Below are 22,222 nucleotides of genomic sequence, written 5' to 3'. Positions count from 1 at the left end.
TAATTATGGTTTCTTCTTCCACTATCAAATCTTTAATTGAGAAGAAAGGGAAAGATCTCCCGGAGAGCGTTAAGCAGGAACTTTATGAGAAGCTTTTGAAGTACAATGAGAAGTACAAGCTCACAAAGGCGGAAGTGGAAATGATAATTGAGGAGGTTGTGAAGGAGTACGAGAGGGCCCTAGTCGAGCCAGGTGAGGCCGTTGGGACAGTTGCCGCTCAGTCGATTGGAGAGCCTTCAACTCAGATGACTCTCAACACCTTCCACTACGCAGGTGTCGCCGAAATTAACGTTACCCTCGGTTTGCCCAGAATCATTGAGATAGTTGATGCAAGGAAGAACCCTTCAACGCCAATGATGACCGTTTACCTTGATGAAGAGCACCGTTATGACAGAGCAAAGGCGGAGGAAGTCGCGAGGAGAATTGAAGGAACTACACTAGAGAACCTCGCGAGAAGCACTACTCTAGACCTTATTAACATGGAGTTTATAGTTGAGATAGACCCCGAGAGGCTTGAGAAGAGTGGACTTACAATGGAGAAGATTCTAAAGAAGCTTCAGGGCTCATTTAAGAGTGCTGAATTTGAGGCGGAGGGCTATACGCTTATCGTTAGGCCAAAGAAAGTCGAGAAGATCTCAGACCTTAGGAGGCTTGCCGAAAAGGTTAAAAAGCACCGTCTTAAGGGTCTCTCGGGCGTTGGGAAGACCATCGTGAGAAAAGAAGGCGATGAGTACGTGATCTACACGGAGGGCTCAAACTTTAAGCAGGTCCTCAAGGTTCCTGGGGTAGATCCTACAAGGACAAGAACCAACAACATCCACGAGATCGCTGAAGTGCTGGGCATTGAGGCTGCAAGAAATGCTATCATAGAGGAGATAATAAACACGATGCGCGAGCAGGGTCTTGAAGTGGATATTAGGCACATCATGCTCGTCGCGGACATAATGACGTTAGATGGCGTTGTGAGACCCATTGGTAGGCACGGTGTAGTTGGTGAAAAGGCAAGCGTCCTCGCAAGGGCGGCCTTCGAGATTACAACTCAGCACCTGTTTGAGGCCGCCGAAAGGGGAGAGGTTGACACCCTCAACGGTGTAATTGAAAACGTCCTCATTGGGCAGCCCGTTCCAGTGGGAACGGGCATAGTTAAGTTGACAATGAGGCTACCATTAAGACCACAGAAGGAAGAGGAGGTGTGATGAATGGATTTAGCATTCGAGCTTAGGAAGGCTATGGAGACCGGTAAGGTTATTCTCGGTTCTAATGAAACAATAAGGTTGGCAAAGACAGGCGGTGCTAAGCTAATAATCGTCGCAAAGAACGCTCCTAAGGAAATCAAGGATGACATCTATTACTACGCAAAGCTCAGTGACATTCCAGTTTATGAGTTTGAGGGAACGAGCGTTGAGTTGGGAACCTTGCTTGGTAAGCCCTTCGTTGTAGCTTCACTTGCAATAGTTGATCCCGGTGAGAGCAAGATACTAGCACTGGCAAAGAGGTGAGATAGGAAATGCCACTGAAACTTAACACTGACCAAATAAAGTACATAGCGCTCTTCGAGAGCTTTACAGGGGCTACTGTTCTTGACTGTCTTATCGACCAGGAGAGGAACAGGCTTATCTACGTTATCAAGAAAGGTGAGATGGGTTTGGCCTTGGGCAAGAGGGGAATGAACGTCAGGAGAGTCGAAGGTCTCATAGGGAAGGAGATCGACTTAGTAGAGCACTCAGAGAATCCCGAGGAGTTCATAAAGAACATATACAAGACTATGGGCGTAAAGGTTAAAAGAGTTCACATAACTGAAAAGAGGGACGGCAAGAAGGTTGCCCTCCTTGACGTTAATCCGAGGGATAAGCCGAGGGCAATTGGTAGGGGTGGCCATAACATTAATATTGTGAAGCAATTAATGGAGAGACACCACGGAATTGAAGATGTGATAATAATTTAGGGTGATGCTCATGCCAGGTAAGAAGGCTCCTAATGGTGAATTCGCTGGTAGGAAGTTAAAGCTCAAGAGGAAGAAGTTCAGGTGGAGCGACATCAGGTACAAGAGGAGAGTTCTAAGGCTTAAGGAGAAGAGCGACCCACTCGAAGGTGCACCACAGGCTAGGGGAATAGTCCTCGAGAAGATTGCTGTAGAAGCAAAGCAGCCTAACTCAGGAATGCGTAAGGCAGTGAGAGTTCAACTCATCAAGAACGGTAAAGTCGTTACCGCATTCTGTCCCGGTGTTGGTGCTATCAACTTCATCGACGAGCACGATGAGGTAATCATTGAAGGTATCGGTGGTCCAAAGGGTGGTTCAATGGGTGACATCCCAGGAATTAGGTACAAGGTAGTTAAGGTAAACAGGGTCTCCCTCAAGGAGCTAGTTAAGGGTAGGAAGGAGAAGCCAAGGAGGTGAAGCTGATGGCCAAGCCACTGAGCGAGAGATTCTTCATTCCCCACGAAATCAAGGTCATGGGAAGGTGGAGCACCGAGGACGTCGAGGTTAGAGATCCCTCTCTTAGGCCCTACATAAACCTCGAGCCAAGGCTACTCCCCCACACTCATGGAAGGCACGCCAAGAAGCACTTCGGAAAGGCAAACGTCCACATCGTGGAGAGGCTAATTAACAAGGTCATGAGGAGCGGTGGAAGCCACTACAAGGTCGCTGGCCACTTCATGAGGAGGGAGCACAGGTCACTCAACAGCAAGAAAGTCAAGGCTTACGAGGTCGTCAAGGAGGCATTCAAGATCATCGAGAAGAGGACTGGAAAGAACCCAATCCAGGTTTTAGTGTGGGCTATCGAGAACGCGGCCCCAAGAGAGGACACCACAAGCGTAATGTTCGGTGGTATAAGGTATCACGTAGCAGTTGACATCTCACCACTGAGGAGACTTGACGTTGCACTGAGAAACATTGCTCTTGGTGCCTCAGCCAAATGCTACAGGACCAAGATGAGCTTTGCGGAGGCTTTAGCTGAGGAGATAATCCTGGCTGCAAACAAGGATCCAAAGAGCTACGCCTACAGCAAGAAGCTCGAGATCGAAAGGATTGCAGAGTCCTCACGTTGATCTCCCTATTCTTTTCTCTTAGGTGTTTTTAATGCTCAAGTACAAGCAGGTTATCGTTGTTAGGAAGGATTTAAAGCTCAGTAAGGGAAAATTGGCTGTTCAGGTTGCCCATGGGGCTGTTACAGCTGCTTTTAAGGCTTACAGAGAGAAGAGGGAGTGGTTTGAGAGGTGGTTTAACGAGGGTCAGAAGAAAGTTGTCGTCAAAGTCGAGAAGCTTGAAGATCTTCTCGAGTTAAAGGAGAAAGCCGAAAAGCTCGGCCTGCCTACTGCGTTAATTCAAGACGCTGGATTAACTGAAATTCCTCCTGGGACGATAACCGTTCTTGCCGTGGGTCCTGGGCCTAATGAGTTGGTAGATAAAGTTACAGGTCACCTGAAACTTCTTTAAGTCCTTTCTCAAAGTAGTTCACACATGATTATGATAATCTAATGTGAACTATTGTAGAAATCTTTTTATTCGTCCTTTAGCTCTTAAAGAGGATGAAGTACTTAAGCGAAGCCCCAGGGATAGGTGGAAAGATAAAGGTCTACCCGGAAGATTTCATAGTTAGGGAAGTCTTACCTTCCTCTATTTTTAGGAGTGGAAAGTGCAGAATATATCTCCTGAAGAAGAGAAATTGGGAGACTATGGCGGCCATAAAGGAGATAGCGAAGAGGGTTGGCATTCACTATTCTGAGATCGGCTTCGCGGGAACAAAGGATAGGCATGCTGTAACCTACCAGTATATAAGCATCTGCAGGGATGTTGACCTTGCCCAGCTTAGGATTGCGGATATGAGCATAAAGTTCGTTGGTTATGGCAGGCCACTTAAGCTTGGCCTTCTCCTGGGTAACTGGTTTAAGATAAGGGTCAGGGACGCAGAAAGGCCAGAATTACTTAGAGACATAATTGCAGAATTAAAGAATAAAGGGGGTTTTCCCAACTACTTCGGAATTCAGAGGTTCGGCGAGAGGAGAAGCGTCAACCACATAGTTGGTAAGTTGTTGCTCGAGGGGAAGTACGAGGAGGCGGCCGAGGTCTTCTTGGGTTATCCTGGGGAGGGCATGGAAGGGGATGATGCAAGGAGGAGATTCCTAGAGACGAAGGATGTTGATCTGGCCCTTAAGGAATTCCCCAAGTTCCTGAGGTACGAAAGGGCCATGCTTTACAGGTATAAAGAAACTAAAAGCTGGAAGAAGGCTTTTCTCGTTCTTCCAAGGCCGATCTTGAGGATCTTTGTCCATGCATTTCAGGCTTACCTGTTCAACTTATACCTCTCAAGGAGAATCGAGGAAGGATTGCCACTAAACGAGGCTCTCCCAGGGGATATAGTCGTTCAGGTTAAGAATGGGATACCCCTTAGAACGAGGACGTACAGGGTAACAGAAACCAATGTAGACTTCGTGAACTCAAAGATAAAGAAGGGGGAAGCAATGGTTTCAGGGCCAATCTTTGGCTACTCTATGAGAAAAGCTGAAGGCATCCCAGGAAAACTTGAAAAGGAAATCTTGGAGGAGGCTGGAGTTAGCCTTGAGGCCTTTAAAAAGCTGCCAAAACCACTAAGGGAGCCCGGAGGTAGGAGGGAGCTCTTAATAAAGCCTAGAAAGTTTGCATATAGAATCGAGGGAAATGACGTTGTGTTTAGGTTCTTCCTGCCTAAAGGTGTTTACGCGACGAGCGTTCTCAGGGAAATCATGAAGACTAAAGCTCTATCCCCTTTACCTTGTCGCTGACGTAGCCTTCTAGGATCTCCACCCTAACGTACCTCTCTTCTCCCGTGAGGTCAGCCATTAGCGCCACTGCCCTCTGGTAGTCCCAAAGCCTCCTCTTAGCTTCATCTGTAACCCTATACGCCATGACAATGATCTCCTTCTCCATTTTCTGGCTGGCCATCTCTATTACCTTTAGGGCATCTTCCTCCGTGAACACTCCCTTCTTCTTCACCAGCATATCCATACCCCCGAAACTAGTTTCGGGGGTATACAAATAGAAAGTTTATGGCTTGACTATCTTTGCTATATAGAACGCCTCGGTATCGTTGTCCTGGGGGTGAATTCTAACGGTCTTCTTTAACTCTTCGCTGTACTTCCTCCCTTCCCACTCTAAAACTGGCTCAGTCGTCTTCAGCGGCAGTTTAATTTTCTCAAGCTTCGCATCCGTCTTTTGGAGGAGGAAGTCAACTACCTCCTCATTCTCCAAAGGATCTACGGTGCACGTTGAATAAACCAGAACCCCCCCAGGCTTTAAAGCCTTATATGCAGCTAGTATAAGCCTCTTCTGGAGCCTTGAGTGGTAGTAGACCTTTCCTAAGCTCCACGTCTTTGCGAACTTGAAGTTCTTCCTTATCATTCCAACGGAGGAGCATGGGGCATCTAAGAGAACCCTGTCAAAGGTGTTCTCGTATTTGGCGTAGTAGGCTCCGTCCTTCACGGTAACTTTTGCAATTAAAACTCCTGCCCTGTTAAGGTTGGCTATGAGGATGTTGGCCCTGTCCTGCTTTGCGTCGTTGGCTATTATGCACCCCTCGTTGTTCATGTACTGGGCTATCTGAGTAGTTTTGCTCCCCGGGGCAGCTGCCATGTCTAGGACAAGCTCTCCCGGTTTTGGATCTAGGACTACGGGGGGTATCATGGAGCTGGCTTCCTGGGGAATAATCAAGCCAAGGGAGTATTCAATAAGCTGGCCGAAGTTGACATTATAAGATTTTATGAAGAACCCCTCTCCCTTCGTCCATGGAATGTTCTCGAGCTCAAACTTCTCCTCAAGCATCGGCTTTATCTCGTTAAGGTTGCCCTTGAGGGTGTTTATCCTGATGCTTGGTCTTAAAGGTTTGTAAAGGTAGGCCCAGAAATCTTCGGTATCATCTAGCTTGGAGTACCTTTCCACGAGCTTCCTGTTGATCTTTTGGAACTCTTCTCTGTAGTTCATGTTTGGCTCGTTCTTGTAGGGGGTATTTAGGTTTTAGGTTTGTGATCCGGAAGATAGTTCGCTAAAGTATACAATCAGGTAGCTTGGCCTTTTCGATGTTACATTTTTCACCTCATATAGTTTATCGCCCTCCATAACGACGAATATGCGTCCAGTAAACACGGGAACGGTAATTGTAAGGTTGTATGTCGTTATAACTTGGGTGTTGACTTCTTCCCTTGTGAAGTATAAATATCTTTCAATTCTCCTTTAGTCTTATTGGAACCGGGGACACAACGAGGGTGTAGGGTGGCTCGGACTGCCTTTCAATTCTCCTTTAGTCTTATTGGAACAATGGCAAGAGTTGAGGAGAAAGAAGAATGCAGTAAGCTTTCAATTCTCCTTTAGTCTTATTGGAACCAGGGGCAGACTCAGAAGTTTGCTCAACTTATTATGCCTTTCAATTCTCCTTTAGTCTTATTGGAACTTGTTGAGATGGGTAACGTGCTTGGGTTGTTTGATGCTTTCAATTCTCCTTTAGTCTTATTGGAACAGGGAGTTATTTCTCTCTCATCCCCCTAAACTCTCTTAAAGTGTCTCTGTTCATATAAGCTTTTTGCTGAGAGGGACTACGAAACTCCATGAAGATGCTTGTACTAAAAAGTGATGAACTTGGTGAAATTTGTAATTGTGAGCGATACTGGCGATATTTTTTATGGGCTTTAAGGGCGTGCAAAGACGGCTCGTTACTCTGTAGTGCAAATTCAGGGTCTTGCGCATGTTCTTATTAAAAATCACCATGTATATGCTCAAACACCTCTGCTGGCGCAATTCCCTCCTAAATCTGGAAATTTTGAAAATATTTCGTGATATTTTGGCATACCATATTGAGCATATTGACATTTAGTAATAAAATATTACTAAAAATATCCAAACGCCTTTCCATACTTTGATTCTCAAGAAAAACACTAAATCAAGAAAAACACTAAAATGGCAATAGTCTTTAAATTAAAAGGGTTATGCCTGTTTCTAAAGATCTTCAGATGTCGGGAACTAACTGTGCCATCCATCTTCCATCTGGCAGTTGTTCTATCTTCATATCATGATAAGTTATTGCCTTAACTTCCTCCTTAGGTTCGTGCTTTTCAGGATCAAACTTTTCACCATAAGCTTTTGCTTTCAGCTTGTATTTTCCATTGACCTTCTTTATTTTGACTTCAAAGTCCCTAAAGACTAATCCTTCGATGTCGTGGATTACTAGTAGCTCTTCGAGGAAGTTGTAGAGGAGGGATTCAAGGTCATCTCCTTCCGCTTCGATTTCTTTAACTTCCTCCTTTTCGACCTTGTTTACATTAACGATAACATCAAAGAGGGCTATCGCTACGGCCTCAAACGCCTCCTCAAGGGAATCCCCGTATCCCCTGATTCCTATGTCAGCAGTATGTTCATAGTGCTCCCATGTTTTCATTTTTCATCCCAAGATAGACTTAGTAAATAGAGTTTTAAACTTTTGAATGTTTGAGCCTCAAGAACCCGTCAGAAAAGCCCTACGCAGTTACATTAAGTAATGCTATTAATATTTACCTGTCATCTATCCATAATGTTAATAAGAAGTTAGCATGGAAGAATGCTTCACCTGCATAGTCTCCTCGGGCTTAATGCTATCTCCAATCCTTCTAATGTGGGTTTAATGGGGGGTTGAAATGTTCACTTGTAGACGAAATGCTCTTGTAATAGTCGTATGACTTCTACGCGGGGTGTGAATCCTTTGACTAGGGATTTTGGGACTCTGATGGTCTCAACAACCTCCCCCTCTACCGAATCGAACTCTGCAGAGACCTCGATGACCTGCTCGCTGAGGGCTTTAAGCATCTCCAAAGTCCGCTCGTCCACGTAATCCCTATCAACAAGCAGCAGCTGGAAGAACCTCGCATTTGAGGGGAGTCTCCTGTAAGAGCCAATTAACAGCATTCTGATCAGCCCCTCGGCAATCTCCCTCCCGAAGTGGTAGAACGCACCATCGACCGTCGTCAGGAGGGTCACAATCGTCCTGTCCCTGGGGACCACGCTCTTGTACAGTTCTTCAAGCAGTCTTGAGAGCTTCTGCAGGCCCGTATCATCACTCCAGTCTTCCACCGTGTAGACGTAGGGCTTAGTGCTTGGAATGTTGTACTTTGACCCGAAAACGTCAATTATGATGAGGTTCTCGCCAAATTTTTCAACGTCAATGCCAAGGTATTCCGCCCTCATCATTAGCTTTGGGAGTGGTAGGAGCGTGTTTATTATTATTCCAAAGCCTCCCCGGCTCACTATGTTCTTAAAGATCTTGACTCCAAGAACCCAGCCCAGGGAATCCTCATCATAAGTTAATAGTAGCGTCCCCCCACTTATCACTCCTCCCCCAAGAAGGTCATCAACATCCTTATCCCCAGTCGAAATTAATTCAACACCCACCATCTACACCACCCAGATTATTCTCACCACAAGTGAATTTAAAAACATTGATACAAAACAAGCTCAGAGAAAGAGGAAAACATATCCAACTCCCTTTCCGAAGCCTTCAAAAGGAAAGAAAAATGTGTAAAGATGAAAGTACAAGAGGATTTAACAGTAGTACTTGAGAAAGCATAACTCCACTTTAGAGGAGTAAAAGATAAGAAAGCTAGGGTGTTATTTTCTGTTTTAGCATTGGTTGATGGAATAACTTACAAGTGGGGTTTTGAACATGCTCTTACTGTACTGACAATTGGTACTTATCTTTTTAGGCTGGAGTTGCTGCCTATGCTGCTAGGCATAAGTCAGGAACCTAGAATACGTAACATGTAAAACTCCTCATTAAACCTAAAGAAGAGATGGCATCATTAGAAGAGCTGAGATTAATCTCATTAATTCTACCTTATCTTTAATTTCGACGTTATTCATTCCAAGAATGCCGGAGTTTGCTTTAAAGCCCATTATCGCAACATTCCTACCCTGATATTTGATGATGAGTGTTTTTCTTGTCTTCGTATAGCTCTTCTCCAACTTCTGCTATGAGCCTCATGATGTCTGGGATGCTTTTTATAGTCTTTGGGATGTCACTCTCCATACCCTTTAGTAGTGCCTTTGCAAGCTTGGTTATCTCCTCTGGGTTTAATATATCCACAATTACATCATCTCTGCTTATTGTGATAAAATTATCCCCAACCTTTATCTCAAATGAGCCTTCTGCTATTAAGCTCTGAAACTTGGAAAGCATTATTACAAGTTTTTTGCATTCATAATTATCACCATGATAAAAATAAAACAAAGGAGAAATCACTCCTTCTTCAGTGGAGCAAATTTTATTGTCACTTCTCCATCCAAGGTCAGTTTGTCAAACTTAATGTGAAGCTCTGTCTCACTACCTTTAACTGTTTCAATAATCTTCTCCACATCTACCTTTGGAATGAGCTTTTCCTTTGCCTCTACAATAGAGGTTATGACTTCCTCTATTTTGGGTTTTGGAATTCCTGGTACCTGCTTCTTTAATTCTTCAAGGGTTTCAACGGCCTTCTCCAGCTTCTTGAGGGTTTCCTTTTTTAAGATGCTATTTATGCCCGTCCACTTATCTGGATTAAACCCACGCTTGATCTCCATCTTAAGTGCTTAATAACCAAGCGTGCTTCAGGCCTTGCCAGCGGATAGAAGGGAAGCAGGAATGGATTTCCCCTTATAACCATTTACTACTTCCCTATAGAGATGCTCTAGGCATGATAGAGGTGGAGGAACCTTTCACTCACTCATCATCCGTCAACGTCAAAGAACTCCTCATCTTTAAGCAGGGCCCATAAAGACAAAAACCAATGGCATGTTTACACCATGTCCAAGTATAAACGTTGCTTAAGCGTTATTATCCGTGTTGAGACCATAATTTTGATGTTAGTAAAGCACAGGAATGAGCTTTCTATAACCAAGTTTCTTGTGCTCTTACTGTACCCAGCCGGAATTTATGTATATAATGGAATTTTTTGGATAAAAATTGAGCCTCTCGACGGTTTGATCTTGCTTTTAGAATATTTCATGAACACTAGCCTTAAACTAAAGAATGAACTGTTTTCTTCTTTTTGAGCATGTTTCTTATGTAATAGGGATTTTAAAGTGCAAGAAGTATGTTTTTGGGACTGATAATTGGAAGATGATGTTTCTCCAATCGAAGCGGGAGGCTTTTAAACTACTTAACCATCTTTACGAACATGCTTGTTGATGGAGATCTTCATATTCATTCTCACTATTCAAAGGCCGTCTCGAAGCTAATGATATATCCTGTGATATCTGAAAACGCCAAGCTTAAGGGCCTGGGATTGGTTGGAACTGGGGATATATTCAACCCAAAATGGGAGGAGGAGTTACTTAAGTACTCCAAAAGAGTTGATGATGGGACTTTTGAGGTTAAAGGGATCAGGTTTATTCTCACAGCAGAAGTTGAGGACAATAGGAGGGTTCACCACCTTCTAATTTTCCCATCGCTGAGCCAGGTTCACGAGCTCAGGGACATCCTTAGGAAATACTCCCAGGATATAGATACGGAGGGCAGGCCACGCGTAAACTTGAGTGCGGCTGAAATAGCCGAGATAGCTAATGAATTTGATATCCTCATAGGCCCTGCCCACGCCTTTACCCCATGGACGGCCCTTTACAAGGAGTACAATTCCCTAAAGGAGGCCTACGAGGATGCAAAGGTTGATTTTCTTGAGCTTGGCCTTTCGGCAGATTCGGAAATGGCCGACATGATAAAAGCCCATCACAGGCTAACTTACCTAAGCAATTCCGATGCCCACTCCCCTCAGCCCCATAGGCTGGGAAGGGAGTTCAACAGATTCAAGGTGGAGGAGGTAACGTTTGAGGAAATTAGAAAGGCCATACTAAAGAGGGGAGGCAGGAGAATAGTTCTCAACGCAGGCTTAGATCCAAGACTGGGCAAGTACCACCTGACTGCATGTTCTCGCTGTTACACTAAGTACACTCTTCAGGATGCAGTTGCATTGAGGTGGAAGTGCCCGAAGTGTGGTGGAACGATCAAGAAGGGGGTTAGGGATAGGATTCTCGAGCTTTCTGATACCAACGAGAGGCCAAAGGATAGGCCTCCCTATTTGAGGCTTGCCCCTCTGGCGGAGATAATTGCTATGGTTCTAGGCAAAGGCGTTGAAACTAAGGCCGTTAAGATAGTATGGCAAAGGTTCCTTAAGGAGTTCGGGAGCGAAATAAGGGTTTTAGTTGACGTTCCTATCCAAACGCTCGCGAAGGTTCATGAAGATGTTGCAAAGGCAATTTGGGCCTATAGGAATGGTAAATTGATAGTTATCCCTGGGGGAGGAGGCAAATACGGAGAGATTAAGCTTCCTGACGAAATAAAGAATGCTAATATCAGCGATCTAGAAGATTTGGAAATAAAAATTGAGGAGGAAGCCCCAAAGCCGAAGCAGAGCTCCCTTCTCGATTTCCTAAAGGGAAAAGTTTATAAAGCCTAACGTAAAGAATACTTTACGTAAAGGAAACTTTACATGGTGGCGGAGGATGAAAGTTGAAAGAATAGTACCACTAGGGATTATAATGACTATGGGCGCCCTTCTAGGGTGGAGCGTTGGGAGGGGAAGCTTTGTAGGGGCGATGATAGTTTTTGCTCTGGGAGCTGTTACCCTGAACCTCTATTATGACTTCCTGAGGAAGAAGGGGTATATACTTGAAGATGAGAGAACGATAAGGATAGAGGAGATCTCGGCAAGGAGGACCCTTCAGGTTATATTAACAATCCTGGCTGTCTCTATGATTTATTTTTCAACGAAGGTTCGGAGTGATAGTTCCTATAAGGGGCTTATGGCTTTCTCGGGCTTATTGCTATTTACAATAATGATCACTCACATGATCCTAAGGATTTACTACTCAAGGGTGATGTAGATGAATGTTCTATTTGTGGTTATCGCCTTGACGATCGTTTACTTCGCTTTCCTGTACACCTCCCTGAAGAACATGGGAGGCCTTAAGGGCGAGAGAGGGAGAAGGATAAATCCGATCGCCGCCGAGAAGACCTTGATATTTCTTCAAGCTTTGTTGCTTGCCGGTCTAGTAGGGATAGATGTTGGCGTGCTTGACCCAAAGTCCATAGTTGTTATGGCGTATATCGTAGCTATAGTTGGTCATGTCCTTCTGAGGTACTACTATTCAAGGGTGATGTGAGTGAAGAACCGGCTTAGGGAGTTTAGAGAGGCCTATGGTCTAACCCAGGAAGAGTTGGCCAGAGCTCTAGGGGTTACTAGACAGACGATAATCGCGATAGAGAAGGGGAAGTACGATCCCTCTTTAAAACTTGCGTTTAAAATAGCCCGCTTTTTTGGAGTTAAAATTGAGGATATATTCATATATGATGAGGACTAATAACTATGAGGGGTGAAAAATGAAGTGGGCTGGTTTGATAGTTTACCTCTTGGGGATAGCACTCTCCATCGTGAGGCCACCCTTAGACAGGCTTGCATGTATCGACATGACCACCGGACAGGTGATGACTGGAATAAACCCGTTCTTTTTAGTCCTCGAGCTTGGCTTAATAATGGTGGGTGCCTTGTTTCTTGCCTTAAATCACGAGTTTAAGAACTACCACGAGAGGAACGGATGGCTGGCAGTTAGTACTGGCCTTGGATTTGCGTTTGTTGGTGGATATTCCAAGATTTACGAACTCCTCCTCTTTGGAATTGCCCTGGCAACTCTTGGAATAATAGTCTACAAGATCGGGAGGGTTAAGCATGGTGGCGGTTGAGGTTGAAAAGCTTGAGAAGGATTACGGGAAAGTCAAGGCACTCAAGGGAATTAGCTTTACAATAGAGGAGGGGGAAATATTCGGCTTAATAGGTCCAAATGGGGCAGGTAAAAGCACTACATTGAGAATTCTGGCCACTCTGCTAACGCCCACGGGGGGCAGGGCCGAGGTATTTGGGCATGATGTAGTTGAAGAGGCCGAGGAAGTTAGGAAGCTCATAAGTTACCTTCCCGAAGAGGCTGGAGCTTACAAGAGGCTGACAGGGTTGGAGTACCTTGAATTCATGGCTAAGCTCTACGCAAAGGATAACAAGAAAGCCGAGAAGATGCTAGAGCTGGGAATAAAACTGAGTGGGCTTGGTGAGAGGCTTAGGGACAAGGTTTCAACGTACTCTAAGGGCATGACGAGGAGGCTTCTTCTAGCTCGAGCTCTAATGGTCAAACCAAAGCTTGCCATTCTTGATGAACCGACGAGCGGGCTTGATATAATGAATGCCTTTGAGATAAGGAAGACGATAAAGGAGTTCGTTAAGGAAGGGGTGACCTTCCTAATATCGAGCCACAACATGCTTGAGGTTGAGTACCTCTGCGATAGGGTGGCATTAATCCATAAGGGAAGGATTGTTGAGATAGGTGAGCCGGAGGAGTTGAAGGCTAAGTATAACGCTGAGAACTTAGAAGAGGTGTTTATGGAGGCGATCAAGAATGTCTGATTTTATGGTAATTTTAATGAAAGAGCTAAAAGATATGTTTAGGGATAGGGGGGTTATCATCGGATTAATAATAGTCCCTCTCGTCCTTTATCCTGCGCTTGGGCAAATGGTGCAGATCGGCATGGAACAGGCCCAGAAGGAGACGAAGGTGGTAATCGCAAACTTTGACTCTGGGAATTACGCTGATATTTTGATAAAGACTTTAAAAATTGCTCCTAATGTTACAGTCGTTGAGATTAAAGCTAAAAGCATCGATGAAGCGCTAAGGATTGCGACTTCTAAAGGCTACAACGTTCTCGTCGTTGTCCCTTCGAACTTCTCGGAATGCATAGAAGAGAATGAAAAGGCGATGGTTGAAGTTTATGGCATATTCACAGGCATGAGCCTCGGAATGAAGGAGAGCGTGAGTGAAGGCAGGATAAATGCCGTAATAAACGTTCTAAATGAAGAGCTTGCGAAGCTTAAGCTGAAGTCCAACTATCCTAACCCCGAGGCGGTGCTTCATCCGATAAACGTGAAGAGCTACTCTGTGCTCAAGGGAAGGGTGATAAACCTTCCTCCTTCGGTTGTTTCTGGTGTTATAGCTTCTCAGGCATTTTCGATCCCCCTTGTCGTATTCATAATGTTTACGATGGTCTCTCAAATGGCTGCTAGTACTATGGCAAGCGAAAAGGAGAATAAAACATTGGAGACCCTGCTTACTCTCCCTGTTTCAAGAACGGCAATTGTTGCTGGGAAGATGGTGGGAAGTGCTATCCTAGGACTAATAGCTGCCCTAGCTTACATGTTCGGAATGAGCAGGTACTTCTCGAGCCTAGGAATGAACTCTAACATTAAGCTCGAGGATCTCGGATTAAAAATTACCCCCTATGGCATGGTTCTCTTTGCAGTCATAATATTCCTAGCGATAACCTTTGCTATCTCCCTCTCCATGCTACTTGGAACCTTTGCAGAAGACACTAAGAGTGCTGGCACTCTAGTAAGCACGGTCATGATGCCCTTGCTATTTCCAACTTTTACATTTATGATTGTTGACGTTGAAACTCTTCCCACCGTCGTAAAGTACATTCTCTATGCGATCCCATTCAGTCATCCTATAATTGCCTCGAGGGCAATGATCCTAGGAGAGTACTCTAAAATGTACATGAGCATAGCCTACCTTGCCTTGGTGTCCCTGGGAACCCTCTATGCTACCGCCTGGTTCTTTAGAACGGAAAAGATCCTTACAGCAAAGATAAGATTCAAGAAAAGAGCTAGAGGCTCATGAGGCCTAAAATATCTCCCGTTTCCAGATCAACTATTTTTATTTCCCTTTCTTTTACGTTGAGTATTGCAACGCTCTTAACCCCTGTAAGATATCCGCAGACTTCTCCGGGGTTTATTATTATCGTTCTTCCGACTTCTTGGATTCCGTGTCTGTGGGTGTGGCCCCTTATTACAATGTCGTAAAGTTGGCTTCGAGCTAATGCTTCAACTATCCTCTCGTCAGTCCCATGGAGAACCACAGTCTTTAGGCCCTTTAAGTCCAAGGTTAGAATTTCATCTTTTATTCCTAGTTTTTCTCTAAGACCTTCCCTTTCCCCATCGTTATTCCCAAAGACACCTTTTAAGGGAGCATTGAGTTTTGAGAACTCCCTTGCTACAAACGGTGCAACAAAATCCCCAGCATGAATGACGAGGTCTACTTCCTCTCTGTTAAAGAATTCTACCGCAAGCTTTATCGCGGGTAAATTATCGTGCGTGTCACTCATAATGCCGACTTTCATAACTCAACCCTCCTAGTGACTTCTACAACCCCTGGATTGCCAATATCGCCCTTTACCTCAAAAACCTTCCCCAGGAACTGCTCAACGACCCAAACGTTTGTTATTAGATGTCTAGTTATTTCGACAACTTTAACCCTTCCTCCTGAGAACGCCAGGAATGGTATGAGCTGATCCCCCAGGAACTTATCGACGCAGGCCTTTGTCTTTAGCTGATCAAGCAGTTCTTTAGCAGCTTCTTTTCCCACAACCTCTGCGGGTTTGCCTTTCTTTCCCAGGGCATCCCCACCAAGCCTTAAACAATCGGTCTCGGCCCAGACAACTACACCACTTCCTGGGCCAAGTGATCTTGATACTTCTGTCTTTATCTCTATTGGAACTCCAAGCACTTCAAGTTCTTTCTTTGCGGCCTTTGCTTGCCTCTCCGCGACATGGGTTGGGAGATTTGTTGCGTGGCTTATTCCTTCAATCTTATTTATCGTTGTATATTCAAGTGCAACTAACTCCCTCTTTTCATCCCACGGGTCTATAAAGCCTCTAACGATCCCTCCACCTTTGGGGTAGTGCCCTCTCCTCTCAATCACTATCTCACCATTAATTCCGATTCTTCTTAGGGCAAAGAGAGTTACATTTCTCATGTAATCTACTGGAGGGCTCCAGGGGACATCCGTTCCCCCCGTTATCCTGAACTTTATTCTCTTCTCTGCAAAAGCCATAGCAGGGAGAAGCGCTTGAAGGACTAGTGTTATGCTCCCCGCAGTTCCTATGTTAATGCTTATGTTCTTGGCTTTAATTTTGCCTGGAATAAAGGTGAGTTCCTTTGAACCAACCTCCGCTCCTTCAACCTTTGCGTTGCTTAACTCCTTTAATGCTAATATCCCATGAAGATGCTGGGGTCTTAATCCTGGGTTTGGCCTGTTTGCTCTAATGTTGATTATCTTTACGGGCTCTCCTGTTATCACTGAGAGTGCTATTGAAGTCCTGAGTATTTGACCCCCACCCTCGCCATAACTACCGTCAATTGTTATCATGGCACGCCCCCGCTTACTATGGCCGCGACTTCTCTTAAAAGCTCTACTCTATCTTTTTTCTCCTTTTCTAGGAGTTTCTTCCATAAATTAGCTATTATTTCAATCCCTAAGAAAGTTTTATACTCCTCAGGAAACATGGCAGTTACATCTTGGGGAATTTGAATCCCTATAAACTCTGCTAACATTGCAGCAAAGGTCTCATCGTCCATGGGAGGTAAATTAATTCTAACGGGAAACTTTAAACCTGAATAGTTCTCCGGATACTTTGTGTCCACTATTATTGTGAAATTTACTGGTAATCTGATTCTTTTACCCTCTAATGTAACTTTGGCCTCTCCTCTCTTCTTTATTTTAAGGAGCATCCTAACGAGGTCTCTTGGGGGTTCCGTTAGTACCAAGAATCCAGAAAATGCTTTAAGAAAGAGGGGGGCTGAATAAACATTTTCTTCTATTTTCTTAAATGAGAAATCTTCTATGTTATCAATGTGGGCATCCCAATGAATAATTGGAGGGCTAACAAGAACTTTATCAAGATAAGAGCCTTTAGCGACGTGAAATTCCTCATCAAAAACCCTTATTATTATACCACCGTACTCTAACAACCTTGGAATTGCAACGGTTCCTCTTATCGTCTCCCTAAGTAGTCTGGGGAGGTCAAGTTCTACCCTATTAAGTATAAGTGTATCTTCCATTAGTGCTAAGAGGTTAAGCCTTTTGATGTACTTCTCTGGCAATTTGATGTTTGAAAATTCTAGGGTTACAGTTTCTATTATCTCTTCAGTTTCTCTCCTACTTTCAAGCAGATCTTTTGAAATTGCGGTGATCTGGTAGATTTTATCTCTGCCTTTTAAATGTAGAATACCATTAGATACAAGTTTGAGGCCCATCCTTGAGAGTAGGACTGAGAGTTCCTCCTCTGTCCTTGTAGTTATAACCTCCTTGTTCTCAACATTTTCATATCCCTGATCAACTACTACAAAGTCAGAAGGATGAATGTGATTCTCCCTTAAAAACTCTTCCAGGACTTCTATTGCTAGGGATTCATCGATAGCATAAACTTTTATGAAGTGGATCTGCCCATCTTTTGTAAGTCCGGCGAATACTACAAAGTTTTCCCTCTCTTTTGGCCTGTTTATATCCTCCATTTTGGATCCCATAGATAAAGTTATCCTTAATTCCCTTAAATAATTTGCAAAATTCTTATATAGCGGGGCAAAACAATCAGATACAGATCTTAACGGAGGTGATGAAAATGGTGGATTATGAGCTTCTTAAAAAGGTAGTAGAAGCGCCGGGCGTCTCTGGATATGAGTTCCTTGGAATTAGGGATGTCGTGATCGAGGAGATCAAAGACTACGTAGATGAAGTAAAGGTCGACAAGCTTGGTAACGTCATAGCACACAAGGAGGGTGAAGGGCCAAAGGTTATGATCGCAGCTCACATGGATCAGATAGGCCTCATGGTTACGCACATCGAAAAGAACGGCTTCCTTAGAGTTGCCCCAATAGGTGGTGTTGATCCAAAGACGTTAATTGCCCAAAGGTTTAAGGTTTGGATTGATAAGGGCAAGTTCATTTACGGTGTCGGAGCCTCAGTTCCACCCCATATCCAGAAACCAGAAGATAGGAAGAAGGCTCCAGATTGGGATCAGATATTCATAGATATTGGCGCTGAAAGCAAAGAGGAAGCCGAGGAGATGGGTGTTAGGATTGGGACAGTGATAACTTGGGATGGGAGGCTAGAGAGGCTTGGAAAGCACAGGTTCGTAAGCATAGCTTTTGACGATAGGATTGCTGTTTACACTCTAATAGAAACGGCCAGACAGCTTGAGGATACTAAGGCCGATGTTTACTTCGTTGCAACGGTTCAGGAGGAAGTTGGCCTTAGGGGAGCTAGGACTTCAGCTTTTGGAATAGATCCAGACTACGGCTTTGCAATAGATGTTACAATTGCAGCCGATGTTCCTGGAACGCCGGAGCACAAGCAGGTTACCCAGCTTGGAAAGGGAACCGCGATAAAGATCATGGATCGCTCTGTTATATGCCACCCTGCAATAGTTAGGTGGCTTGAGGAGCTTGCTAAAAAGTACGAGATCCCCTACCAGCTTGAGATCCTGCTCGGTGGAGGGACGGATGCTGGAGCAATACACCTAACCAGAGAAGGAGTTCCAACGGGAGCAATCAGCGTTCCAGCTAGGTACATCCACTCGAACACTGAAGTTGTTGACGAGAGGGATGTTGATGCTGGAGTGAAGCTGATGGTCAAGGCTTTAGAAAACATCCATGAGCTCAAAATCTGAAGGTTTATTTACTTCTTCTTCCTCCCCTTTATCTGGTGATACCATGAGAGTCATTAAGGAGTGGAACGTTAAGGTCAAGTTGGTAAGGACTAAGAGGGGAGCAATTCTCCATATGATCGAGTTAAAACCTGGCCACTTCTTTCTTGAGCAGAACCCACTCAAGGATTCGAAGTACGGTGTTGCGTACAGAAAAATAAAGCAGAGCTTTCCAGAATTCTACCTATTTTGGGAGATCAAAGATAACAAGTATACCGGAAGGGTCTTGGCTGGGGCATTCCTAGAGAAGGATGAAATAGATGAGTTCATGACTTTGTTGGCTAAAACTGAGGACTTTAAGAAGTTTGAGCACATACTCGAAGAGATTGAAGAGGTCGAGGAAGAGGAATAAGCTTTTTAAACTAACCTTAACACTTTTTTGTGAGCGGGGGTGCCCGAGCCTGGCCAAAGGGGCCGGACTTAAGATCCGGTGCCGTAGGGCTGCGCGGGTTCGAATCCCGCCCCCCGCACCACCTCTCTTTTGTAGGTGAGGAAGATGATGCCTATGAATCCAAAGCAACTAAAGAGGCTTATGAAACAGCTTGATATGAAGCAGCTAGATGGAGTTGAGGAGGTTATAATTCGAATGAAGGACAAGGAGATAATTATCAAGGAGCCAGTAGTCACCGTTATTAAGGCGATGGGGGAGAAGATGTATCAAATAGCTGGAGGTCATGAGGAGGAGAGGGTCATTGTCAAGATATCGGAGGAGGATATTAAGCTTGTAATGGAGCAAACTGGCGTTGATTACGAAACTGCAAAAAAAGCACTAGAAGAAACTGGAGGAGATTTAGCGGAAGCAATATTAAAGTTAACTGAGAATTGAATTTGCCAACTTTATTGATATTTCCCTCTTTAGCCCTGGATCAAGTTCCTCTATATCTTCCTCATGCTCCTTTAAGAACTCTATAACTTCCTTAGGTAGCTTCTCAAGTTTGACTATTCTTTTTGCTATTTCCTCTAGAAATCCAAGATTTTTGACCCTGGATAGGAGAGCAGACGCAAGCTCTATCCCACTTCTTACTGATTTGTAATCTCCTTTTTCGAGCAACTTGAGGGTAGTTTCTATTGTCCTATCCATTATTGATGAGTACGTTAAAGCAAGCTCCGCTAATACTTTCGCTGAGGTCGATCTTATCCAGGGGTTATCATGTAGCAGAAACTTGACAAGTTGGGGGATTATTTTCTCAGCATCATCCCTTTTTATATAATTAGTTGCATTTGAAATAACCCAAAGAGCATCTAACTTTGTCAGTAAGTCCTCCGATAGGAAGATCCTGATGACCAACTGGAGAACTCTATAATCTGACTTTGCCAACTCAAGGACAGCTGGATGTTGTTCTCTTTCAAACATTTTCTTAATAACTTCAACGGAGTATTCTTCAAGTTCCTCTTTTAGTTTGGGTTTCTCTGTAATGGGATTTTCCAAGTAGCTATCTATCCTCGTTTTAGTATCTTCTGCCTTCTTGCCTAGGTTAGAAAGGCCAAGCTCCCGGGACGCTCTTTCCAAGGATTCCTTAGAGATGTATTCAACTTTATCAACGGCTACCTCTATTATGCTTAGGGCTGACTTTCTAACTATTGGATCTTCGTCATTTAATAAATCAAGAGCCAAATTAAAGGCTTCTTCCATTATCTCTGGATTATTCGTTCTTGCTATTATCTCCTTAAGAACCCTTAATGATGCTACTTTCTTCCTCTCTGATTTCCCCGCTATTATTTCCTTTATCCATCCAAATATTCTCCTTGCTATACTGACTATTTTAGCACCTAGTGCAGCGAGTCCTTCTGCTGCATATTCATTTATTGGTTCAGGTTTTTCTTCAACAGTTCTCATCAAGATATTTGTTATCTCTTCATTTAATTCTGGAGGCAACTCCAGGAATGTGAGTATTGTATTAAGAGTTTCTACTGCTTGGAGAACCACGGACTCATCTTTATCTCCAAGAAGGTTTATTATCTCGGGAATTACAAGTTTTGCCTCCTCAACCCCGATCACGCCCTTCATAACGAGTTTTTTAATTATATAAAGACACCCTTTTTTCACTATTGGATCTTTTTCTTTTAATCCTCTTAAAATTAAGTTGATTCCTTTTTTTATGTCTGTTGATGCAAGTTCTATGGCTTTTCTGAGTCTCCATCCTTTTAGATACTCTACGAATTCCTCATAGGTATTCATGCCCTTTCCTCCTTTTTCTTAATTAAAGTACTGAGGAGATCTAGTAAGGATATTATTATCTCCTTTTCTTCGTCGGTGGCGTCCTTATATACCTCATTTAACTTGTTAAACATTGCCTCAAGTATCTCCTTATCCAAGTTTAAGAAGTTCTCGGCGGTTAGTGCATAAAACCTCAGAATTGGAAGTCTTACATCCTTATCTCCTAGCCTCTTTAATGTTAAGAGTATAGCAGCGGTAAAGAGATCTTTTGTTGGGGAATGCGTTGATATTTCTTTAGTAAGTTCTAATCCGGCTTCAACGGCTTTTTTATCTGAGGACTTTAGTAATAAGTCCATAAGTGATATTATGTAATTTTTTGTTCCTGGGTAAAGGAAATATATGTTTGATAATGTTTTTATCGCGGTGCTTCTGACCCAGGGGTTCTTGCTTTTTGCCAAATCTCCTAACGTTGGGAGGATAGAGTATGCTCTACTGGGGCCTAAGAAATCAACTATCCTTGAAATCACCCACAGGGCATCCGTTTTTCTTATGTAATCTTGGGAAGATAACATTTCCAATACTTTCTCTAGGATTTCCTCATTTTCCTTTGCCATTTCTGCAACGACTTCATGTTTTTCCATATCTAGTAGTTGCTCTATCTTATATCCCTTGTACTCTTCTTGTCTTGATCCTTTTTCTGCCGTTGTAAGGGCACTTAATACTTCATTTGCCTTTTCCTCAAGCTCTCCACCTTTAAGTAAACTAACTTTTTCCCTTAGCCTGTCTATAAGCCCTTTTGATATTCTCCCTCTTTGTGTTGTCACAACCCTTCCAATTGCTGAAAGAGCTCTCTTCTGTAGATAATCATCTCCTGAATCTAAGAACCCTATCATCTCATTTACTACATCCTCGATAACTCCCTTGTCCTTTGATTTGCTTGCTATTTCAGTTAGTGCTGTCATAGCAGCACTCTGGACTTCTCTCTCTTTACTCCCCTTTATTAGTGATACAAGGAAGTTGATTACCTTCCTTACCAGCTTAGATATTTTAATGCCGAGTATTCCCAATCCTTCAGCGGCATATTCTCCCAGGATTCCTCTCCCTGAGCTTACTACTCCCATTAGGGCTTCCATAACCTTATTGTAGTTTTCATCTGAAAGTTCTACGTTTTCTAGGATATACTTCAGGAATTTTATCGCATCTAGTGCTATTCTCTCATGGGGATCTTTTAGTAGGGTAATTATGTCGTCAATTAACTCTTCAACCTCCTCCTTTTTTAAGTAGCCCTCTTTTACCATTTTTTCTATTATAAACAAAGTGTTTCCCCTGATCGCACTGTCCCTATCCTTTAAGAGTTCCCTCACTATCTCTACCCTATCTTTTGTTAGTGCGATCGTATCAACGGCTTCTTTTATCTTCCACTTTTTAATATCACTTCTAAGCTGTTTAATGTTTATTATTGAGAACCCCCTCTCCATCCTTAATGCCCTCAAAAATTAATAGGGTATTGGA

Annotated in this window: 28 protein-coding genes, 1 tRNA gene and 1 CRISPR repeat array; of the genes, 18 read left to right on the top strand and 11 right to left on the bottom strand. The window is 43.7% G+C overall.

All coding sequences use genetic code 11. The annotated features are described in order from the left end of the window. Positions 1 to 5: 5 nt before the first annotated feature. The 7 genes from rpoA2 to truD all read left to right on the top strand — a co-directional run bounded on the left by rpoA2 (position 6) and on the right by truD (position 4,765). The gene (gene rpoA2 / locus P8X24_RS01130) at positions 6 to 1,196 is read left to right on the top strand and encodes a DNA-directed RNA polymerase subunit A'' (RefSeq protein WP_372913686.1); all 1,191 of its coding nucleotides are present in this window, start codon (positions 6 to 8) and stop codon (positions 1,194 to 1,196) included. A gap of 3 nt (positions 1,197 to 1,199) precedes the next feature. Further along, a complete protein-coding gene (locus P8X24_RS01125; protein ID WP_014734531.1) occupies positions 1,200 to 1,499 on the top strand; it encodes a 50S ribosomal protein L30e in 300 nt (99 codons plus the stop codon). A gap of 8 nt (positions 1,500 to 1,507) precedes the next feature. Next, complete coding sequence (locus P8X24_RS01120; RefSeq protein ID WP_372913685.1) at positions 1,508 to 1,945, top strand: NusA-like transcription termination signal-binding factor; 438 nt, start codon at positions 1,508 to 1,510, stop codon at positions 1,943 to 1,945. A gap of 10 nt (positions 1,946 to 1,955) precedes the next feature. After that, positions 1,956 to 2,399 carry a 30S ribosomal protein S12 gene (locus tag P8X24_RS01115; protein ID WP_014734529.1) on the top strand — a complete coding sequence of 148 codons (444 nt, stop codon included), beginning with the start codon at positions 1,956 to 1,958 and terminating at the stop codon, positions 2,397 to 2,399. Between the two features lie 5 nt (positions 2,400 to 2,404). Beyond that, on the top strand, positions 2,405 to 3,052 hold the full coding sequence (gene rpsG, locus P8X24_RS01110; RefSeq protein ID WP_372823124.1) for a 30S ribosomal protein S7: 648 nt from the start codon (positions 2,405 to 2,407) through the stop codon (positions 3,050 to 3,052). A 31-nt stretch (positions 3,053 to 3,083) separates the two neighbouring features. After that, complete coding sequence (gene pth2, locus P8X24_RS01105) at positions 3,084 to 3,440, top strand: peptidyl-tRNA hydrolase Pth2 (RefSeq protein ID WP_372913684.1); 357 nt, start codon at positions 3,084 to 3,086, stop codon at positions 3,438 to 3,440. A gap of 92 nt (positions 3,441 to 3,532) precedes the next feature. Beyond that, a complete protein-coding gene (truD, locus tag P8X24_RS01100) occupies positions 3,533 to 4,765 on the top strand; it encodes a tRNA pseudouridine(13) synthase TruD (protein WP_372913683.1) in 1,233 nt (410 codons plus the stop codon). Here the strand turns inward: truD and P8X24_RS01095 are convergent. The 6 genes from P8X24_RS01095 to P8X24_RS01070 all read right to left on the bottom strand — a co-directional run bounded on the left by P8X24_RS01095 (position 4,734) and on the right by P8X24_RS01070 (position 9,557). Then, on the bottom strand, positions 4,734 to 4,982 hold the full coding sequence (locus P8X24_RS01095) for a hypothetical protein (RefSeq protein ID WP_068323782.1): 249 nt from the start codon (positions 4,980 to 4,982) through the stop codon (positions 4,734 to 4,736). The two genes, truD and P8X24_RS01095, sit on opposite strands and share 32 nt — an antisense overlap. Positions 4,983 to 5,027: 45 nt before the next feature. Further along, positions 5,028 to 5,960, bottom strand: coding sequence for a tRNA (cytosine(49)-C(5))-methyltransferase (locus tag P8X24_RS01090; protein WP_372913682.1), 933 nt, complete (start codon positions 5,958 to 5,960; stop codon positions 5,028 to 5,030). Positions 5,961 to 6,195: 235 nt separating this feature from the next. After that, positions 6,196 to 6,492: a CRISPR direct-repeat array (repeat unit 30 nt; unit sequence CTTTCAATTCTCCTTTAGTCTTATTGGAAC). A 486-nt stretch (positions 6,493 to 6,978) separates the two neighbouring features. Continuing rightward, positions 6,979 to 7,407 carry an archease gene (locus P8X24_RS01085; protein WP_372913681.1) on the bottom strand — a complete coding sequence of 143 codons (429 nt, stop codon included), beginning with the start codon at positions 7,405 to 7,407 and terminating at the stop codon, positions 6,979 to 6,981. Between the two features lie 239 nt (positions 7,408 to 7,646). After that, entirely contained in the window at positions 7,647 to 8,396 is a 750-nt protein-coding gene (locus tag P8X24_RS01080; protein ID WP_372913680.1) for a hypothetical protein, read from the bottom strand. Positions 8,397 to 8,907: 511 nt separating this feature from the next. After that, the gene (locus tag P8X24_RS01075) at positions 8,908 to 9,177 is read right to left on the bottom strand and encodes a hypothetical protein (RefSeq protein WP_372913679.1); all 270 of its coding nucleotides are present in this window, start codon (positions 9,175 to 9,177) and stop codon (positions 8,908 to 8,910) included. A 59-nt stretch (positions 9,178 to 9,236) separates the two neighbouring features. Further along, positions 9,237 to 9,557, bottom strand: coding sequence for a hypothetical protein (locus P8X24_RS01070; RefSeq protein ID WP_372913678.1), 321 nt, complete (start codon positions 9,555 to 9,557; stop codon positions 9,237 to 9,239). A 596-nt stretch (positions 9,558 to 10,153) separates the two neighbouring features. On the opposite strand from P8X24_RS01070, the gene P8X24_RS01065 reads away from it, so the two are divergent. The 7 genes from P8X24_RS01065 to P8X24_RS01035 are packed head-to-tail and all read left to right on the top strand — an operon-like array spanning position 10,154 to position 14,690. Continuing rightward, positions 10,154 to 11,428, top strand: a complete 1,275-nt coding sequence (locus P8X24_RS01065) for a TIGR00375 family protein (RefSeq protein WP_372913677.1) — start codon at positions 10,154 to 10,156, stop codon at positions 11,426 to 11,428. A gap of 46 nt (positions 11,429 to 11,474) precedes the next feature. Next, on the top strand, positions 11,475 to 11,855 hold the full coding sequence (locus tag P8X24_RS01060; protein ID WP_372913676.1) for a DUF2178 domain-containing protein: 381 nt from the start codon (positions 11,475 to 11,477) through the stop codon (positions 11,853 to 11,855). Continuing rightward, positions 11,856 to 12,134: a hypothetical protein gene (locus tag P8X24_RS01055; protein ID WP_372913675.1), complete on the top strand. Its 279-nt coding sequence runs from the start codon at positions 11,856 to 11,858 to the stop codon at positions 12,132 to 12,134. Next, complete coding sequence (locus P8X24_RS01050) at positions 12,135 to 12,332, top strand: helix-turn-helix transcriptional regulator (RefSeq protein ID WP_372913674.1); 198 nt, start codon at positions 12,135 to 12,137, stop codon at positions 12,330 to 12,332. Positions 12,333 to 12,351: 19 nt separating this feature from the next. Further along, positions 12,352 to 12,711, top strand: coding sequence for a hypothetical protein (locus P8X24_RS01045; protein ID WP_372913673.1), 360 nt, complete (start codon positions 12,352 to 12,354; stop codon positions 12,709 to 12,711). Beyond that, the gene (locus P8X24_RS01040; protein ID WP_372913672.1) at positions 12,698 to 13,423 is read left to right on the top strand and encodes an ABC transporter ATP-binding protein; all 726 of its coding nucleotides are present in this window, start codon (positions 12,698 to 12,700) and stop codon (positions 13,421 to 13,423) included. The genes P8X24_RS01045 and P8X24_RS01040 overlap by 14 nt, the downstream gene beginning before the upstream one ends. Next, a complete protein-coding gene (locus P8X24_RS01035; protein WP_372913671.1) occupies positions 13,416 to 14,690 on the top strand; it encodes an ABC transporter permease in 1,275 nt (424 codons plus the stop codon). The genes P8X24_RS01040 and P8X24_RS01035 overlap by 8 nt, the downstream gene beginning before the upstream one ends. Here P8X24_RS01035 and P8X24_RS01030 read toward each other — a convergent pair. From P8X24_RS01030 to P8X24_RS01020, 3 genes are read right to left on the bottom strand one after another with little or no spacing between them, the layout of a single operon-like run. Next, complete coding sequence (locus tag P8X24_RS01030) at positions 14,677 to 15,189, bottom strand: metallophosphoesterase (protein ID WP_372913670.1); 513 nt, start codon at positions 15,187 to 15,189, stop codon at positions 14,677 to 14,679. The genes P8X24_RS01035 and P8X24_RS01030 overlap by 14 nt on opposite strands. Then, entirely contained in the window at positions 15,186 to 16,217 is a 1,032-nt protein-coding gene (rtcA, locus tag P8X24_RS01025; protein ID WP_372913669.1) for an RNA 3'-terminal phosphate cyclase, read from the bottom strand. The genes P8X24_RS01030 and rtcA overlap by 4 nt, the downstream gene beginning before the upstream one ends. After that, positions 16,214 to 17,374, bottom strand: coding sequence for a hypothetical protein (locus P8X24_RS01020; protein ID WP_372913668.1), 1,161 nt, complete (start codon positions 17,372 to 17,374; stop codon positions 16,214 to 16,216). The genes rtcA and P8X24_RS01020 overlap by 4 nt, the downstream gene beginning before the upstream one ends. 95 nt (positions 17,375 to 17,469) lie before the next feature. Between P8X24_RS01020 and P8X24_RS01015 the strand changes: the two genes are divergently transcribed. The 4 genes from P8X24_RS01015 to P8X24_RS01000 all read left to right on the top strand — a co-directional run bounded on the left by P8X24_RS01015 (position 17,470) and on the right by P8X24_RS01000 (position 19,378). Then, the gene (locus tag P8X24_RS01015) at positions 17,470 to 18,516 is read left to right on the top strand and encodes a M42 family metallopeptidase (protein WP_372913667.1); all 1,047 of its coding nucleotides are present in this window, start codon (positions 17,470 to 17,472) and stop codon (positions 18,514 to 18,516) included. Between the two features lie 43 nt (positions 18,517 to 18,559). Continuing rightward, entirely contained in the window at positions 18,560 to 18,904 is a 345-nt protein-coding gene (locus P8X24_RS01010) for a DUF7132 family protein (RefSeq protein WP_372913666.1), read from the top strand. A gap of 33 nt (positions 18,905 to 18,937) precedes the next feature. Next, positions 18,938 to 19,025, top strand: a tRNA-Leu gene (locus P8X24_RS01005). 23 nt (positions 19,026 to 19,048) lie between these two features. Then, entirely contained in the window at positions 19,049 to 19,378 is a 330-nt protein-coding gene (locus P8X24_RS01000) for a nascent polypeptide-associated complex protein (RefSeq protein ID WP_372913665.1), read from the top strand. On the opposite strand, the gene P8X24_RS00995 is transcribed toward P8X24_RS01000, so the two are convergent. Together P8X24_RS00995 and P8X24_RS00990 are read right to left on the bottom strand one after the other, a co-directional pair. Further along, a complete protein-coding gene (locus tag P8X24_RS00995; RefSeq protein WP_372913664.1) occupies positions 19,364 to 20,731 on the bottom strand; it encodes a hypothetical protein in 1,368 nt (455 codons plus the stop codon). The genes P8X24_RS01000 and P8X24_RS00995 overlap by 15 nt on opposite strands. Next, on the bottom strand, positions 20,728 to 22,203 hold the full coding sequence (locus P8X24_RS00990; RefSeq protein ID WP_372913663.1) for a HEAT repeat domain-containing protein: 1,476 nt from the start codon (positions 22,201 to 22,203) through the stop codon (positions 20,728 to 20,730). The genes P8X24_RS00995 and P8X24_RS00990 overlap by 4 nt, the downstream gene beginning before the upstream one ends. Between the last annotated feature and the right edge of the window lie 19 nt (positions 22,204 to 22,222).

Source organism: Pyrococcus kukulkanii (assembly GCF_041647995.1).
Taxonomy (GTDB): domain Archaea; phylum Methanobacteriota_B; class Thermococci; order Thermococcales; family Thermococcaceae; genus Pyrococcus.
The sequence above is the reverse complement of the archived record's forward strand: the minus strand, read 5'-3'. Positions and strand labels throughout refer to the sequence as shown.

Excerpts from the sequence above, each read along its gene's own strand:
- pth2 (WP_372913684.1), top strand. The coding sequence starts at position 3,084 with ATGCTCAAGTACAAGCAGGTTATCGTTGTTAGGAAGGATTTAAAGCTC.
- P8X24_RS01080 (WP_372913680.1), bottom strand. The coding sequence starts at position 8,396 with ATGGTGGGTGTTGAATTAATTTCGACTGGGGATAAGGATGTTGATGAC.
- P8X24_RS01015 (WP_372913667.1), top strand. The coding sequence starts at position 17,470 with ATGGTGGATTATGAGCTTCTTAAAAAGGTAGTAGAAGCGCCGGGCGTC.
- P8X24_RS01060 (WP_372913676.1), top strand. The coding sequence starts at position 11,475 with ATGAAAGTTGAAAGAATAGTACCACTAGGGATTATAATGACTATGGGC.
- P8X24_RS01020 (WP_372913668.1), bottom strand. The coding sequence starts at position 17,374 with ATGGGATCCAAAATGGAGGATATAAACAGGCCAAAAGAGAGGGAAAAC.
- rpsG (WP_372823124.1), top strand. The coding sequence starts at position 2,405 with ATGGCCAAGCCACTGAGCGAGAGATTCTTCATTCCCCACGAAATCAAG.
- P8X24_RS01010 (WP_372913666.1), top strand. The coding sequence starts at position 18,560 with ATGAGAGTCATTAAGGAGTGGAACGTTAAGGTCAAGTTGGTAAGGACT.
- P8X24_RS00995 (WP_372913664.1), bottom strand. The coding sequence starts at position 20,731 with ATGAATACCTATGAGGAATTCGTAGAGTATCTAAAAGGATGGAGACTC.
- P8X24_RS01125 (WP_014734531.1), top strand. The coding sequence starts at position 1,200 with ATGGATTTAGCATTCGAGCTTAGGAAGGCTATGGAGACCGGTAAGGTT.
- P8X24_RS01000 (WP_372913665.1), top strand. The coding sequence starts at position 19,049 with ATGATGCCTATGAATCCAAAGCAACTAAAGAGGCTTATGAAACAGCTT.
- P8X24_RS01055 (WP_372913675.1), top strand. The coding sequence starts at position 11,856 with ATGAATGTTCTATTTGTGGTTATCGCCTTGACGATCGTTTACTTCGCT.
- P8X24_RS01095 (WP_068323782.1), bottom strand. The coding sequence starts at position 4,982 with ATGCTGGTGAAGAAGAAGGGAGTGTTCACGGAGGAAGATGCCCTAAAG.
- P8X24_RS01065 (WP_372913677.1), top strand. The coding sequence starts at position 10,154 with ATGCTTGTTGATGGAGATCTTCATATTCATTCTCACTATTCAAAGGCC.
- truD (WP_372913683.1), top strand. The coding sequence starts at position 3,533 with ATGAAGTACTTAAGCGAAGCCCCAGGGATAGGTGGAAAGATAAAGGTC.
- P8X24_RS01035 (WP_372913671.1), top strand. The coding sequence starts at position 13,416 with ATGTCTGATTTTATGGTAATTTTAATGAAAGAGCTAAAAGATATGTTT.
- P8X24_RS01085 (WP_372913681.1), bottom strand. The coding sequence starts at position 7,407 with ATGAAAACATGGGAGCACTATGAACATACTGCTGACATAGGAATCAGG.
- P8X24_RS01045 (WP_372913673.1), top strand. The coding sequence starts at position 12,352 with ATGAAGTGGGCTGGTTTGATAGTTTACCTCTTGGGGATAGCACTCTCC.
- P8X24_RS01090 (WP_372913682.1), bottom strand. The coding sequence starts at position 5,960 with ATGAACTACAGAGAAGAGTTCCAAAAGATCAACAGGAAGCTCGTGGAA.
- rpoA2 (WP_372913686.1), top strand. The coding sequence starts at position 6 with ATGGTTTCTTCTTCCACTATCAAATCTTTAATTGAGAAGAAAGGGAAA.
- P8X24_RS01040 (WP_372913672.1), top strand. The coding sequence starts at position 12,698 with ATGGTGGCGGTTGAGGTTGAAAAGCTTGAGAAGGATTACGGGAAAGTC.
- P8X24_RS01070 (WP_372913678.1), bottom strand. The coding sequence starts at position 9,557 with ATGGAGATCAAGCGTGGGTTTAATCCAGATAAGTGGACGGGCATAAAT.
- rtcA (WP_372913669.1), bottom strand. The coding sequence starts at position 16,217 with ATGATAACAATTGACGGTAGTTATGGCGAGGGTGGGGGTCAAATACTC.
- P8X24_RS01030 (WP_372913670.1), bottom strand. The coding sequence starts at position 15,189 with ATGAAAGTCGGCATTATGAGTGACACGCACGATAATTTACCCGCGATA.
- P8X24_RS01120 (WP_372913685.1), top strand. The coding sequence starts at position 1,508 with ATGCCACTGAAACTTAACACTGACCAAATAAAGTACATAGCGCTCTTC.
- P8X24_RS01075 (WP_372913679.1), bottom strand. The coding sequence starts at position 9,177 with ATGCTTTCCAAGTTTCAGAGCTTAATAGCAGAAGGCTCATTTGAGATA.
- P8X24_RS01115 (WP_014734529.1), top strand. The coding sequence starts at position 1,956 with ATGCCAGGTAAGAAGGCTCCTAATGGTGAATTCGCTGGTAGGAAGTTA.